Genomic DNA, 15,380 nt, shown 5'->3' on the forward strand with positions numbered 1-15,380 from the left:
TCGTTGGCCGTCCCCGCGCGGGGCGGTCGACTTGAGCGTAGGGCGATCCGTCGGTGCCCGCTGCCCGAGCCGAGCGGCGGCCGATACTGTGACCCGTCGGCTCACCGAGGAGATGGGGCAGGGAAATGACGGTCGGACACGGCATCGGGCTCGGTGTCGGAAGTACCGAGGCGGTCGCGGTCGTGCAGGCCTCGGATGCGCCGCTGGCCGACCCGCCGGTGCTGGTGGAGCCCGCGACCCTGCGGGTGTCCCCGACCGCCGCGACCCTCGGCGCACCCGCGGACGAGCCGGGGGTGCTGAGCGGTTTCGTCGCCCGCGTCGGCGACGCCGAGGCGGTCGCCGGCGCCGACGGCACCGGGTACCTCGCCGAGGACCTGGTCGCCACCGCGACGGCAAGCCTGCTGGCGACCGCCGTCCGGCACTTCCCCGGGCTGCCCGCGGACCCGACCGTCGTCGCGACCCACCCGGCGCGGTGGAGCAAGACCCTGGTTGCCGCGCAGCGCGCCGCGTTCGACCGGACCGGGCTGTCCGCGGTGACGCTGGTCCCGGACGCCGCGGCGGCGGTCCGGTGGTACCAGGCCGACCGGAACCCGGCCGACGGCGCGGTCGTCGCGGTGTGCGACTTCGCCGCCGCCGGGGTGACGGTGTCGCTGGTGCGGACCGGCGCCACCCCGCTGCTGCTCCCGCCGTCGACGTTCGCCGCCCGGTTCGGTGGCGACGGCATCGACCGCATGATCGCCGAGCATGTGCTCGGCGCCGCCGACGCGGACCTCGGCCCGATCGACCCCGCCGACCCGGCCACCCGCGCCGACCTGGACCGGGTTCGGGCGTGCTGCCGCACCGCGAAGGAGCAGCTGTCGACGGCGACCGAGGTCGTGGTGCCGGTGCCGGTCGGCGGCGGCGCGTCGGTCACCCTCACCCGCGCCGACCTGGACGAGATCCTGCGGGGGCCGCTCGAGGGGGCGCTGTCGCTGGTGCCGGAGACCGCGCGGGCGCACGACCTCGACCCCGCCGCGGTGTCCGCGGTCCTGCTGACCGGCGGGGGCGCCGCGATCCCGCTGCTGTCGGCGCTGGCGGAGGCGCTGCCCGCACCGGCGGTGACCGCACCCCATCCGGGTCGGACGGCCACGCACGGTGCGGCGATCCTCGCGGCGGGCGGCGCGGGGGTGCCCGCGATCGCCGGCGCCGCCGGCGTCGGTGCCGCTGTGGGTGCGATCGCCGCCGGTGACTCCGAGGCGGACACCGATTCGCTGCCCGCCGTGCCGCCGCCCGCGACGCCGACCGCGTTCACCGAGGCCGGGCCCGGGCGGGCCGTGCAGCCCGCCGCGCAGGCGGCACCGGTGACGGCGGTGACCGCCCCGGCCGGGGAGCCGCGGAACCGGGCGGCGATGGTCGGCGGTGGTGTCGGCGCGGCCCTCGTCATTGCGGCACTCGTCGGCGCGGTGGCGCTGTCCGGGTCCGACGGCACGGCGGGCACCCCACATCCGCATCTCGAACCGCAGCCGACGACGACGGCGTCCGCCGCACCGACGACCACCCCGCGGCGGACGTCGACGGTCCCGGTGTCGACCGCCGAGGTCGCGGTCGCCCCGGCGGCGCCGACGACCTGGGAGCCGCTGCCCACCGCGGCACCGGCCCCCACCACCGCGACCGCGCGGCCGTCGATACCGACCCGGACGACGCAGGCGCGCCCGACGACGACCACCGCAACCACAACGACCACGGTGCCGCCGACGACCACCACAACCACCACCGTCGCCCCGACCACCACCACGACGACCACCACCACCACGACCACGACGACACCCGCGCCGGAACCGGAGCCCGAACCCGACGACAAGGGCCCCGTCGCATCCTGACCGAAACCCCGCCACCTGCACCGACGGACACCGTCCCCCGGTTTCCCCTATGGTGGGGCGCTGTCCCCCGTCTCGATCGCCTCCAGAAGGGTTTTCATGCGTCTGCCGCTGGCGCTGCGCGCCGCCATCCTGGCCTCTGCCTCACTTCTCACGGCCGGCGCACTCGCCCAGGCCGCACCGGGTGAACGCCTGGTCAGCGAGGAGCACGTCCAGCAGCTGCCCGCCGAACTCGTCGAGGCCATCGCGCGGGACCTGAAATTGACGCCGCAGCAGTACCTGCAGCGCGCGGAGCTGGCGCAGCGGCTCAGCAGCTACTCCGACGAGCTGCGGGCCTCCGCCCCGGACACCTTCGCCGGGTCCTGGATCGCGACCGACGGCCGTCCCATCGTCGCCGTCACCTCCACCGAGGCCGCTCAGCAGGTCGCCAGCGACGGGTACGGCACCCACATCGCCGCGGTGTCCGAGCGGCAGCTGGAGGACGCCCGGGCGCAGCTAAACGACTGGATCACCGCGCTGCCGAAGGACATCTCCTCGCAGATCAACTCCACCTCGGTGGACGTGCTGAACAATCAGGTCGTCATCGACGTGGTGAACAGCCCGATCGGCCAGGCACTGAACCTGCCGACCCTGCTCGCCGGCCTGCAGGTGGTCCTGTCCCCCGACCGCGGCGGCCCGGTCGATCCGCGGCCGCAGGGCGGCGACACCTACGTGACGACCGCGCAGCCGATGTCCGCGGCGACGACGCCGGAGCAGATCGGTGTCTGTTCCTTCGGGTTCAACGCGGTCGGCGGCGACGGCACCCCGTACAACCTCAGCGCCGGGCACTGCGACCCCGTGCAGGAGCAGCCGGGCGCCACCGCGGGCTCGCCGGTGTACCTGCCGAACCCGGTCGACGTCACCCGCAGCACGCAGGTCGGCAGCTTCGCGCACTCCGAGATGGGCATCGACTCCGGCGGCCTCGACTACTCGGTGATCAAGCTGAACCGGGCGGGCGTCGACGCGGGCCTCGACCAGCCGACGGTCCGCGGCGCGAACGGCACCACCGTCACCGTGACGGGCACCGCCCGCCCGGTGGTCGGCGCACCGATCTGCAAGTCGGGGCAGTCGTCGACGTTCACCTGCGGGATCGTGCTCGCCGAGTCCGTCGACGTGCCGCTGGAGATGATGGACGGGTCCTCCCGCCTGGTCCGCGGCTTCGCGGGGTCGACCTGCACCCTCAGCGGTGACAGCGGCGGCGCGATCCTGACCGGCACCCGCGCGCTCGGCATCACGTCCGGCTCCAACGCGAGCGGCGCCCCGAACTGCACCGAGGCGAACCTCGTCCTCGCCCTCGACGGCGGCACCGCGAGCATCGGCATCCCGATCGAGAAGGTCGTCGGCCGCGCCGGTGCCGCCCTCGGCGCCGACCTGCGGGTGCGGTCGGTGCCCGCGCCCGCCTGACCCGCCGTCGCACCAGCACCGGCGGTGCCGATCCCGACATCCGTCGCGAAATGGATGAGACGGTGCGGCAACGCCACCCGAGGCCATATAGTCAGGGGCATTCGACGCGACCACCCCACGGTGCTCGAGTCGTGTTCGCATGCCCGACTGCACTGTGCAGGTTCCGAACACTGCACGTCACCGACCCGGAAGGTCCCCATGCGCAGCATCCGCGCGCGCCGTGCCGCGATGATCGGCTCGGCCGCCCTGCTCCTGCTCGCTCCCGCCGCCCTCGCGCACGCCGAACCGGCCGCGCAGGCGCCGACCACCACCCTCCCCGAGGACCTGGTCGCGGCGGTGCAGCGGGACCTCGGGCTCACCCCCGAGCAGTACCTGGAGAAGGCGGAGGCCGGGCAGAAGCTGGTCGCGTTCGCGAACGATCTGCGCGCGAAGTTCCCGGATACCTTCGCCGGTGCCTGGCTCGACCAGGCGGGTGTTCCGCTGATCGGGCTCGCCTCCGGGCAGGACGCCGACGCGGCGCGCAAGGCCGTCGAGGACGCCGGGTACACGGTCAAGGACCTGCCGCACAGCGAGCGCGCCCTGCACGACCAGCTGACCAAGGCGCAGGACTGGATCGCGAAGCTGCCGAAGCCGCTCGCCGACCTCGTCGGCGGCGCCGCGGTCGATGTGGTGAACAACAACCTGGTGCTGCGGGTCGCGGACACCGTCGACCTCGGCGGCCTGCAGCTGCCCGACTTCCTGCAGGGCGCCGTGCTCGCACTGCAGCCCGCGCTCGGGTCCGTGGCCCCGCAGGCCGTGGACAACGGCGGCGCCCCCGCCGACGCGCTGTTCGGCGGCGACTCGTACGCGGCGGAGAACGCGGCAGGCGCCTTCCGCTGCTCGCTCGGGTTCAACGGCACCGACGGCTCCGGCCGCACCGTGAACATCTCCGCCGGGCACTGCGACCCCAACCGCGGCGCCCCCGGAACCCAGGTGTTCCAGATGCCGACCGACGGCACCTTCGGCCCGCACATCGGCACCTTCGCCCGCACCCACCTCGACGGCCTGGACTACTCGATCATCCGCATCGACGACGCCGCCAAGCACCGCTTCCAGAACAACCTGGTCCGGGTCCCCGGCCGGTCGCCGCTGCGCATCACCGGCACCGCCGACCCGGTCGTCGGCGCGCCGGTGTGCAAGTCCGGTCTCACCACCGGCTTCACGTGCGGCACCATCAACGCCGTCAACCAGACCGTCGGCGTCGGCCAGCGCACCCTGCGCGGCGGCTTCTCCGCGAACATCTGTGCCCTGCAGGGCGACAGCGGCGGCACCATCGTCACCGGCGACCGCGCTCTCGGCATCTCCAGCGCGTCGAACGTCGCGGACCTGAAGTTCTGCGAGCTCGCCGCCGTCGTCACCACCGTCCTCGGCGACAGCACGCAGCTGTTCGCGACCCCGATCAACGCGATCCTCGCCGACAACCCCGGCCTCAAGGTCCGCACCAGCTAACTGATCTGCGCTTCGCGCCTGTGCGTGAGTTTTACCCCGATTGGGGTAAAACTCACGCACAGTTGCTTTTCGGGACGGGGTAGCGGCACCGGCCCGGGAGCGGGCACGGTAGGATGCCCGAAGTTGTTGCTGGCGAATCTGTTTCGCACCGACAACGAATTGGACGAACTGACTGGGGGGATCCAGTCGGGAAGCCGCCGGCCCGTGGTCGGCCCACACGACACGAAGGAAGTGCCATGCTCGCAGACATCGCCGACGCCACCACCCCCGACGCCGGAACCGGATCCGACGCGGGAACCGTGCTGGATCTCGGCATGACCGTGTTCGGCTACGTGTTCAAGATTGCGACAAACGCTGGCGGCGCAGGACTCTCCTGATCCGCCCAGTCGAGGCCGGTCGACATACCCGGCCTCGACTGGCTCCCGGGCGCTACGGCGCCAAACGCGGAGCGGCCCGTCACCTCGATGAGGTGACGGGCCGCTGTGCGTGGTACGTGGGCTACTTCTTCGCGTAGATCGTGGTGCCAGGCTCGGCCATCAGAGTCTGTCCCAGCCCGATGCCCGCAGCGATCAAAGCGGGACCACCAACCGCGATGGTTCCGACGACTCCACCAATCGCCGCGCCCGCCGGAACTGCGACCAGCACCGCCGGCCCACCAATGATCCCGGCGAATCCAAGGCCGGCACCGATAATGGTGCCGATAAGCCCACCCGCTGCGGTCGCGACGGCGAGCTGCGAGTTGAAGGTGCTCTGCGCCATAAGGTTCTCCTCGGGCGAGGCGATGTCCTTGACGGCGAGACCGAAGCCGTCGATCGGCTGCGCGGTGGCGTCACCGGCGATCGGCTTGGCCTTGCCGAGGTCGAAGACCGGGGTCAGGGTGACGGTCTTGCCGTCCTCGCTGATCTTCTGCTCCATCGGGAACTGGAGGGTGTTGAGCTGGAAGGCGAGCGGCAGGCTGACGACCGCGTTGCCGTTGCCGTCCTGCAGCTCGATGTTCTTGCCGTCACCGGAGACCTTGAACGCGCCCGCGTCGATGGTGGTGACGACGGAGGTGCCCTCGATGTTGGACTTCCAGTCGATGGTCTCGGGAGCCTCGGCGGCGGGGTTGGCGTACGAGGTACCCGCGCCGACACCGAGCGCGGCGACCGCGAGCATCGAGGTGACGGCGAACTTCCTGAGCTTCATTCTGTGATTCCCCTCCAGAGTTGCAGACGCGCGCTGCGCGCGAAAAGACACACAATCACGCGAACCCTAGTCTGTGAGACGGCTGAGAACAATGTCGTTGAGCGAGGGTAAGGACACCCTCATTCTGCGAGGTTAAGTTACCGGTCGGTTGTCCAAGTTAGGTTCACCTGCACTAAACGCCCGATAGCCGAGGACTTACCGTGTCCGACAGCACTACTGCGACGCCGGGCCGATGACCGGCACACGCAGCGACGAATGCCGTCTTGAACGACCATGCTACCGGCGGGTAACTTACGGTGGCTTACTCTTGTTGCCGTTGCCGAATGCCGTTGGAGAAGGAAAGGCCGTGACATGAACGCCCTGACGATCACGTTGGGCACGATCGGCGTACTGCTCAGCCTCGTGTGCTGGGCCTCGTTCCTGAGCGGGGCCTGGACCATGGGCAAGACAGTCATGATCGGGCAGTCCGCGCCCGACCGCTGGCGCCCGTTCTTCCCCCGCTTCAAGCAGATGATCGTCGAGTTCATCGCGCACACCCGGATGCAGAAGTTCCGCACCGTCGGGTGGGCGCACTGGCTCGTCATGATCGGCTTCCTCGGCGGCTTCCTGCTGTGGTTCGAGGCATACGGGCAGACGTTCAACCCCGAGTTCCACTGGCCGATTTTCGGCAACACATGGGCCTGGCATCTGTGGGACGAGATCCTTGGCATCGGCACCGTCGTCGGCATCGTGACACTGATCGTGCTGCGTCAGCTCAACCACCCGCGCGTTCCCGCGCGACTCTCCCGCTTCAGCGGCTCCAAGTTCGGGCCCGCCTACTTCGTCGAGATCGTCGTCCTCGTCGAGGGCCTCGGCATGATCATGGTGAAGGCCGGCCGCATCGCGATGACGGGCCACGCCAACCCGTGGACCGACTTCTTCACGATGCAGGTGGCCAACCTGCTGCCGTCCAGCGCTGTCATGGTTTCGATCTTCGCGTTCATCAAGCTGATGTCCGGCATGGTCTGGCTCTACGTCGTCGGCCGCAACATCACCTGGGGCGTCGCGTGGCACCGCTTCTCCGCGTTCCCGAACATCTACTTCAAGCGTGAGGACGACGGCGACGTCGCCCTCGGCGCCGCGAAGCCGATGATGTCCAAGGGCAAGGCCCTGACCATGGACAACGTCGACCCCGACACCGACACCCTGGGCGCCGGACGGATCGAGGACTTCTCCTGGAAGGGCTGGCTGGACTTCACCACGTGCACCGAGTGCGGACGCTGCCAGTCGCAGTGCCCGGCCTGGAACACCGGCAAGCCGCTGTCCCCGAAGCTGCTGATCATGTCGCTGCGCGACCACGGCTACACCAAGGCGCCGTACCTGCTGGCCGGTGGCCGCAAGGACATGGGCGGCGACGAGGTCGGCCTGGTCGACGCCGACGGTAACGTCGACGAGGCCGCGCTCGCGAAGATTCCCGAGGCCGCGCGGCTGGAGGCCGAGCGCAGGCTGGTCGGTGAGACCGCCGAGCTGGTCGCCGCGGGCGAGCAGGCCCCGGTCATCGACCTCGAGACGCTGTGGTCGTGCACCAACTGCGGCGCCTGCGTCGAGCAGTGCCCCGTCGACATCGAGCACGTCGACCACATCATCGACATGCGTCGCTACCAGGTGCTGATCGAGTCGGAGTTCCCGTCCGAGCTGGCTGGCCTGTTCAAGAACCTCGAGAACAAGGGCAACCCCTGGGGCCAGAACTCCAAGGACCGGCTCAACTGGATCTCCGAGATGGACTTCGAGATCCCGGTCTTCGGCAAGGACGCGGAGACGTTCGAGGACTACGAGTACCTGTTCTGGGTCGGCTGCGCCGGCGCATACGAGGACCGCGCGAAGAAGACCACCAAGGCCGTCGCCGAGCTGCTCGCCACCGCTGGCGTGAAGTTCATGGTCCTCGGCGCCGAGGAGACCTGCACCGGCGACTCCGCACGCCGCGCGGGCAACGAGTTCCTGTTCCAGCAGCTCGCGATGCAGAACATCGAGGTCCTCGACAACCTCTTCGACGGCGTCGAGGAGTCCAAGCGCAAGATCGTCGTCACCTGCGCGCACTGCTTCAACGCGCTCGGCAACGAGTACCCGGAGGTCGGCGGCCGCTACGAGGTCGTCCACCACACCCAGCTACTCAACCGCCTGGTGCGGCAGAAGAAACTGATCCCGGTCGCCTCCGTGCAGGAGGACGTCACCTACCACGACCCGTGCTTCCTCGGCAGGCACAACAAGGTGTACGACGCGCCGCGTGAGCTGATGGCCGCGACCGGCTCCAACCTCAAGGAGATGCCGCGGCACGGCGAGCGGTCCATGTGCTGTGGCGCTGGCGGTGCCCGCATGTGGATGGAGGAGCAGCTCGGCAAGCGGATCAACGTCGACCGCGTCGACGAGGCTCTCTCCACGGATCCGAAGAAGATCGCGACCGGCTGCCCGTTCTGCCGCGTCATGCTCACCGACGGCGTCACCGCACGCCAGGAGTCGGGCCAGGGCGAGGGCGTCGAGGTCGTGGACGTCGCGCAGATGATGCTCGAGTCGATCACCCGCCTCGATTCGGCGCAGCTGACCGAGAACATCAAGGTCGTGCAGAAGCCGAAGGAGACGGTCGTCGCCGAGGCCGCACCGGTCGCGGAGGAGGACGTCGCCGAGGCTCCGGCCGCGGCAGCTCCCGCCGCGGCGCCGGTGGCCCCGAAGGCGGGCGGGCTGCAGATGAAGGGCGGCCCCAAGGCACCGGGTGGTGCGAAGGCACCCGGCGGCGGTGCGGCTCCCGCCGCAGGCGCCCCCGCCGCGAAGGCCGGCGGGCTGCAGATGAAGGGCGGGCTCAAGGCACCCGGCGCGAAGGCTGCCGCTCCTGCCGCCGACGCTTCCGCTCCCGCAGCCGAGGCTCCCGCCGCGCCGACCGCCAAGCCCGGCGGACTGCAAATGAAGGGCGGGCTCAAGGCACCCGGCGCGAAGGCACCGGGCGCCAAGGCCGCGACCCCCGCCGCACCGGCGGCCGACACTGCGGCGCCTGCCGCCGAGGCACCGGCGGCTCCCGTCGCCAAGCCCGGTGGACTGCAGATGAAGGGTGGGCTCAAGGCACCCGGCGCGAAGAAGGCAGCGCCTGCTGCCGCGCCCGCGCCTGCTGCCGAGGTCCCGGCCGTCGAGGAGCCGGTGGCGCCCGCTGCCGAGGCGCCAGCACCGCCGCAGCCGAAGGCAGGCGGGCTCGGGTTCAAGGGTGGCGCGAAGGCCCCCGGTGCGCGGAAGGCCGCAGCCCCCGCGACTCCGGCGGCCGCACCCGTCGAGACGGCCCCGGCGGACGAGCCGGTCGCCGAGCCGGTCGCGGACGCTCCTGCGGCCCCCGCAGCCGAGGCGCCGGCGCCGCCGCAGCCGAAGGCAGGCGGGCTCGGGTTCAAGCCCGGCGCCAAGGCCCCCGGCCGCAAGTAGCGCAGCACGCAGAGCGCGCCCCCACCGCACCGGTGGGGGCGCGCTCTGCGTCCGGGCGCCCCGCCCCGCCCCCGCGCACCACCCCTGTGCACACACCACTTCCCGCACCCACACCCCCACTGCACGCCGAAAACCCCCGCGCACCCCACAACACCCCTGTGCACACCCCCGCCGACCACACAGACCCGCGACCGCCGCGATCGACACGACCGACGCCGACGGTGCCAGCCAGGCAACACCCCTGTGCACACACCACTTCCCGCACGCACACCCCCACTGTGCGCCGAAAACCCCCGCGCACCCCACAACACCCCCCTGCGCACACCCCCGCCGACCACACAGGGCCCGCGACCGCCGCGATCGACGCCGACGGTGTCAGCCAGGCAACACCCCTGTGCACACACCACTTCCCGCACCCACACCCCCGCTGCACGCCGAAAACCCCCGCGCACCCCGCAACACCCCTGTGCACACACCACTTCCCGCACGCACACCCCCACTGCACGCCGAAAACCCCCGCGCACCCCGCAACACCCCTGTGCACACACCACTTCCCGCACGCACACCCCCACTGCACGCCGAAAACCCCTGCACGCCAGGGAATCCCTCTGTGCACAGGCCAAATCGGACACCACCCATAGCGCACGCCACCGCGTCCGACAACGACGTTGTCCACAGTTTGCGCGCAGTTATCCACAGGTTGGCGTCGACGGGTGTGCGGGCGCGTCGAGGCCGGGCACGATATCGGCATGGGGGAACAATTCATTCGACGAGAAGAGGCGCTGCGGCGCGGGGCGACCGACCGGGAACTGCAGCGGCAGTGCCGGACCGGGGTGTGGAAGCGACTGCATCCCGGGCGGTTCGCCCACGCGGAGGCCTACCTCGAGCTCGGTGCCGAGGCGCGCCACCGGCTTGTTGCCGAGGCCGTGCTGGATGTCGCGTCACCGGAGGCCGTGCTGAGCCATCAGTCGGCGGCGGTGGTCCACGGGTTCGACCTGTGGAGCACTCCGTTGGCGCGGGTGCACCTGACCCGCAACAGGTCGTCGGGCGGCAGCCTGAGCCGCCGGCGTCGGGTGCACTCGGTACCGCTACCGGACAGCGACATCACGACGGTCGACGGTCTCCGCGTGACCACTCCTGCGCGGACCGTCGTCGACCTGGCCGCGACTCTGGGATTCGAGCAGGCACTCGTCGCCGCGGACCACGCCCTGCACGTCGGCGCCGTCGATCAGGCCGCACTCGAGGCCGCCCTGACGCCCGCGCGCAAGCACCCTCACCGGATCCGTCGAGTGCTGCGCATGGCGGACGGCCGCTCCGAGAGCGTCGGCGAGACCCGAAGCCGCGCACTCCTCGTCCGCGAGCAGTTGCCGCTGCCCGACCTGCAACCGGAGCTGCACTCGCACAAGGGCGTCCTGCTCGGTCGCGTCGACTTCCTGTTCGACGGTGTGGTCGGGGAGTTCGACGGACTGTCCAAGTACGGCCGCCTCGTCCCGGACGGCACGCTCCCGGAGGACGTGCTGGTCGCGGAGAAGAAGCGGGAGGACGCGATCCGGGACGCCGGCTGGCAGGTGGTGCGCTGGACGTGGGAGGAGCTGACGACGCCGGAGGTGATCGCCGACCGGATCCGGCGCGCGCTCAACCGTGCCCGGCGGTCCGAGCCACCCACTGGACGCATCGTCCGTATGCCGCCGGTCGGATAGTCGTCGTTCGGCCGCACGCACGACAACCCCTGGCACACGCCCACTGACGACGCCGCGGCACCCGTCCACCGCCGCACACACCAGAACCCCTGTGCACACACCCGTCCCCGCACCCACACACGAACTACACGCCGAAAACCCCCGCGCACCCCACAACACCCCTGTGCACAGGGCGACCGGCGCGGCTACGTGCCGACGCGGTTGATCCGGGACAGGTCGCCGTCGTAGTGCTCGAGCAGCCGCGGGTCCATCACCCGACGCCACAGCGGCGGCACGAAGGCGAGCACGATCAGCACCGCGTAGCCGGCGGGGAGTTGCGGGGCGTCGGGCATCGAGCGGAGGGTCTGATAGCGGCGCAACGGGTTTGCGTGGTGGTCGCTGTGCCGCTGCAGGTGGTACAGGAAGACGTTGCTGCACACGTGGTCGCTGTTCCAGCTGTGCTCGGGGGCGACGCGCTCGTAGCGTCCGTTCGCCTTCTTGGCGCGCCGCAGCCCGTAGTGCTCGAGGTAGTTCGCTGCCTCGAGGAACGTGAAGCCGAGCACCGCCTGCACCACGAGCCACGGCGCGACGCTCCACCCGAACGCGGCGATCAGCACCGCGAACAGCGCGATGCTCATCGCCCAGGCGTTGAGGACGTCGTTGCGCGGACTCCAGGTGCGCAGGCCGCGGCGGGCGAGGCGGGCCTTCTCGTACACCCAGGCGGAGCGGACACCCCCGACCACCGACCGCGGCAGGAACGCCCAGAACGACTCGCCGTAGCGCGCGGACGCCGGATCGTCCGGGGTGGCGACCCGCAGGTGGTGCCCGAAGTTGTGCTCGACGTAGAAGTGCCCGTAGAACGACTGCGCGAGAGCGACCTTCGCGAGCCACCGCTCGTGCTGCGGGCGCTTGTGGCCGAGTTCGTGGGCGGCGTTGATCCCGACACCCGCGACGACGCCCACGGTCGCGGCCATCGCAAACCGTTCGGGCCAGCCCATCGGGGCGGTCGTCCACATGTAGCAGGCAAATACCAGCCCGGCGAACTGGATCGGCAGGAACAGGTAGGTGCACCAGCGGTAGTACCGGTCGTCCTCGAGTGCGGCCATCACCCGGTCCGGCGGGTTGGACTTGTCGACACCGGACACCAGGTCCACCAGCGGGATGATCACGACGAGCAGGATCGCGCCTGCCGCCCAGAACAGTCCGAGCCCGAACAGCTCCACCAGCACCCACGCCGCGAAGGGGCTGAGCGGGGCCAGCAGGCCCAGCAACCAGAAGTAACGCCTGGGATCCCGCCACGGGGTCCGAGGCGCCGAGGTGAGTTCTTCACTCACCGGGTGTATATCGGTGGTCACGTCACTTCCCATGCCGATGTCCTAGTGGCCTGCGCTTGTTAACGCGCCGGTAAGTATCACCAACTTGGGCGCACCCGACAAGGCGATGGAGGGTCGTCTCGGTCACATCTGCGGCAGCCACACCCCGTGCAGTCCGGCGGGCACCCGGATCGGCATCCGGACCCGCGCCACCGGCCCGGACGCCGGGTCGTCGGCGGGCAGGATCACGAACCACGACGCCATGGTCTCCCGGTCGGTGCCGAGCATCCCCCAGTAGTCGGATCCGGTGCCGGGCAGGTGGATCGGTTCGCCGACGGATAGCGGCCCCGGATCCCACGACGTCTCGGTGCCCGCGTCGGGGTCGAAGAACCACAGCGAGTCCATGTGGCCGTCGCGGGGGCCGCGTTTGCCGATGGTCGCGATCCGGCCGCGGGCGCGGGCGAGGGTGCGGTCGTCGATGCGGGGGAATTCGACGTCCCGGTCGTGCATGACTTGACGGTCGATGGCGCCGCGGTCGGGGTCGACGGTCGCGCGGACCAGTCCGCCGACACATGGTGCGTCCAGGTCCGCGAACCCGCCCGGATACGCCCACTGCGCGTAGTCCACCTGCACCCGCCCGTCGGGGAGGTCGCGGGCACCGGCGAAATGCCACACCCAGAACGCCTCGCAGTCCGCCCACCGGACGGGTCCGCCTGCGCGGGGAATCAGCGCGACCCGGGTGCCGTCGTCGGGGCGCCAGTCCAGCAGCGCGCCGCCGGTGAGCGCGGCGGCCAGGTCGAACACGAGCGGACACAGCACCAGCACCACGTAGCGTTCGGTGAGCGCCATGTCGTGGATCATCAGCGGTTCACGCAGGCCCTCGACGACCGTCGGTTCCCGCGCCACCGTCCCGTCCGCCGCGACCACCGACCAGGTCAGGTACGGCGCGTCGAGGAGGTAGGTGAACAGCACCAGTTCACCGGTCACCGGGTCCAGTTTCGGGTGCGCGGTGCTGCCGACCGCCATCGCGCCGTCGCAGGTGTCCCTGCCGAGGGTGGCCAGGTCGGTCGGGTCGAGTCGGTACGGCGGGGCGGCCTCCGCCATCGCGAGCAGCCTGCCGCCGTGCCGGACGACGTTGATGTCGGGCAGGTCCCGGCCGGTGCCCGCCAGTTCGGGGCCGACCTCGTCGACGCCCGGGGTGTAGAGGTCGGTGACGCCGCCCCAGATGGCATGCCCGGCGCGTTCCTCGGCGACGACCATCGGGGTTCGGACGAACCGGTTCGTGTACCTGGCGCGGCCACCGTCGAGTTCGATGCGGTGCACCATCCCGTCCCCGTCGAGCGGGTACACGTAGTTGCCGATCGGATCGAACCGCGGGTTCGGCCCGTTGCGCAGGTAGGCGCCGTGCAGTTCCGGCGGGATCTCGCCGATCACCTCAAGGTCGGGGACGTCGACCTCGGCGCGTTGCGGCGCGAACACCCCGGTCAGGTGGGTGTGGTGCGCGACGTCGACCGGGGCGGGGCGAGGAATTCCGGGTGCGCTCATGTGAACCACTTCCAAGTCGGCACTGACCGCGTCCCATCGTCCTCCCCTCGGCGCGGGCGCGCAGCCGTTCGGCGCACGGTTTGCGCTGATCGGAGGCTCCCCGCGGGTAAATCGCTTTACCGACAGTGGCACCATGGACGGGTGACCGTCTCGGAGCCCTCCCACCACACCCACACCCAGCCGCGCGTGCTGACCCAGTCCGCGAAGCTGCAGAACGTGCTGTACGAGATCCGGGGCCCGGTACACGCGCACGCCGCGCGACTGGAGGCGGAGGGGCACCGCATCCTCAAGCTGAACATCGGCAATCCGGCGCCGTTCGGGTTCGAGGCACCGGACGTGATCATGCGGGACATGATCGCGGCGCTGCCGACCGCGCAGGGCTACTCCGAGTCGAAGGGCATCCTGTCGGCGCGGCGCGCGATCGTCACCCGCTACGAGCTGGTCCCCGGGTTCCCGGACCTGGACGTGGACGACGTCTACCTCGGCAACGGGGTGTCCGAGCTGATCACGATGACGATGCAGGCGCTGCTCGACAACGGTGACGAGGTGCTGATCCCGGCGCCGGACTACCCGCTGTGGACGGCGACGACGTCGCTGGCGGGCGGCACCCCGGTGCACTACCTGTGCGACGAGTCGGACGGCTGGAACCCGGACATCGCGGACATCGAGTCGAAGATCACGCCGCGCACCAAGGCGATCGTGGTGATCAACCCGAACAACCCGACCGGCGCGGTGTATTCGCAGGAGGTGCTGAGCCGGATCGTCGCGTTGGCGCGCAAGCACTCGCTGCTGCTGCTCGCCGACGAGATCTACGACAAGATCCTCTACGACGACGCCAAGCACATCTCCCTCGCCACGCTCGCACCGGACCTGCTGTGCCTGACGTTCAACGGTCTGTCGAAGGCGTACCGGGTGGCGGGCTACCGGTCCGGCTGGGTCGCGATCACCGGCCCGAAGGACCACGCGACCAGCTTCCTCGAGGGGCTGAACCTGCTCGCCTCGATGCGGCTGTGCCCCAATGTTCCTGCGCAGCACGCCATTCAGGTGGCGCTCGGCGGCTACCAGAGCATCGAGGACCTGATCCTGCCCGGCGGTCGCCTGCTCGAGCAGCGGGACGTCGCGTGGGAGCGGCTGAACATGATCCCCGGCGTCTCATGTGTGAAGCCGAAGGGTGCGCTGTACGCGTTCCCGCGGCTGGATCCGAACGTGTACGAGATCCACGACGACGAGAAGCTCGTGCAGGACCTGCTGCTGCAGGAGAAGATCCTGATGGTGCAGGGCACCGGCTTCAACTGGGTCGACCACAATCACCTGCGCATCGTGACGCTGCCGTGGGCGCGGGATCTGGCGGTCGCGATCGAGCGTTTCGGGAACTTCCTGGCGAGCTACAGCCAGTAGCGGCGCGTCCACCGCGCGGCGGCGCCGTTCCGCTC

The 15,380-nt window shown here is 70.6% G+C and carries 10 protein-coding genes; 7 read left to right on the plus strand and 3 right to left on the minus strand.

Annotated elements, in window-relative coordinates:
• Positions 1–125 precede the first annotated feature (125 nt).
• The 4 genes from ACFWQG_RS17745 to ACFWQG_RS17760 all read left to right on the plus strand — a co-directional run bounded on the left by ACFWQG_RS17745 (position 126) and on the right by ACFWQG_RS17760 (position 5,164).
• The gene (locus ACFWQG_RS17745; RefSeq protein WP_378508955.1) at positions 126–1,859 is read left to right on the plus strand and encodes an Hsp70 family protein; all 1,734 of its coding nucleotides are present in this window, start codon (positions 126–128) and stop codon (positions 1,857–1,859) included.
• 96 nt (positions 1,860–1,955) lie between these two features.
• Positions 1,956–3,299, plus strand: coding sequence for a protease (locus ACFWQG_RS17750; RefSeq protein WP_378508956.1), 1,344 nt, complete (start codon positions 1,956–1,958; stop codon positions 3,297–3,299).
• A 198-nt stretch (positions 3,300–3,497) separates the two neighbouring features.
• A complete protein-coding gene (locus ACFWQG_RS17755; protein ID WP_378508957.1) occupies positions 3,498–4,787 on the plus strand; it encodes a S1 family peptidase in 1,290 nt (429 codons plus the stop codon).
• Between the two features lie 236 nt (positions 4,788–5,023).
• Positions 5,024–5,164: a hypothetical protein gene (locus ACFWQG_RS17760; protein WP_378508958.1), complete on the plus strand. Its 141-nt coding sequence runs from the start codon at positions 5,024–5,026 to the stop codon at positions 5,162–5,164.
• Between the two features lie 121 nt (positions 5,165–5,285).
• On the opposite strand, the gene ACFWQG_RS17765 is transcribed toward ACFWQG_RS17760, so the two are convergent.
• Positions 5,286–5,972 (minus strand): ammonium transporter, encoded by a 687-nt coding sequence (locus tag ACFWQG_RS17765; protein ID WP_378508959.1) that lies wholly within the window; start codon positions 5,970–5,972, stop codon positions 5,286–5,288.
• A 351-nt stretch (positions 5,973–6,323) separates the two neighbouring features.
• Here ACFWQG_RS17765 and ACFWQG_RS17770 point away from each other — a divergent pair, with 351 nt between their 5' ends.
• Both ACFWQG_RS17770 and ACFWQG_RS17775 read left to right on the plus strand, forming a co-directional pair.
• Positions 6,324–9,410, plus strand: coding sequence for a (Fe-S)-binding protein (locus tag ACFWQG_RS17770; protein WP_378508960.1), 3,087 nt, complete (start codon positions 6,324–6,326; stop codon positions 9,408–9,410).
• Positions 9,411–10,159: 749 nt separating this feature from the next.
• Positions 10,160–11,110 carry a hypothetical protein gene (locus ACFWQG_RS17775; RefSeq protein ID WP_378508961.1) on the plus strand — a complete coding sequence of 317 codons (951 nt, stop codon included), beginning with the start codon at positions 10,160–10,162 and terminating at the stop codon, positions 11,108–11,110.
• Between the two features lie 185 nt (positions 11,111–11,295).
• On the opposite strand, the gene ACFWQG_RS17780 is transcribed toward ACFWQG_RS17775, so the two are convergent.
• Together ACFWQG_RS17780 and ACFWQG_RS17785 are read right to left on the minus strand one after the other, a co-directional pair.
• Positions 11,296–12,456, minus strand: a complete 1,161-nt coding sequence (locus ACFWQG_RS17780) for an alkane 1-monooxygenase (RefSeq protein ID WP_378508962.1) — start codon at positions 12,454–12,456, stop codon at positions 11,296–11,298.
• A gap of 90 nt (positions 12,457–12,546) precedes the next feature.
• Positions 12,547–13,947, minus strand: a complete 1,401-nt coding sequence (locus ACFWQG_RS17785) for a carotenoid oxygenase family protein (protein WP_378508963.1) — start codon at positions 13,945–13,947, stop codon at positions 12,547–12,549.
• Between the two features lie 141 nt (positions 13,948–14,088).
• Here ACFWQG_RS17785 and ACFWQG_RS17790 point away from each other — a divergent pair, with 141 nt between their 5' ends.
• Complete coding sequence (locus ACFWQG_RS17790) at positions 14,089–15,345, plus strand: pyridoxal phosphate-dependent aminotransferase (RefSeq protein ID WP_378508964.1); 1,257 nt, start codon at positions 14,089–14,091, stop codon at positions 15,343–15,345.
• The last annotated feature ends 35 nt before the right edge of the window (positions 15,346–15,380 follow it).

This window comes from Rhodococcus sp. NPDC058532, assembly GCF_042719255.1.
Lineage (GTDB): Bacteria > Actinomycetota > Actinomycetes > Mycobacteriales > Mycobacteriaceae > Rhodococcus_G.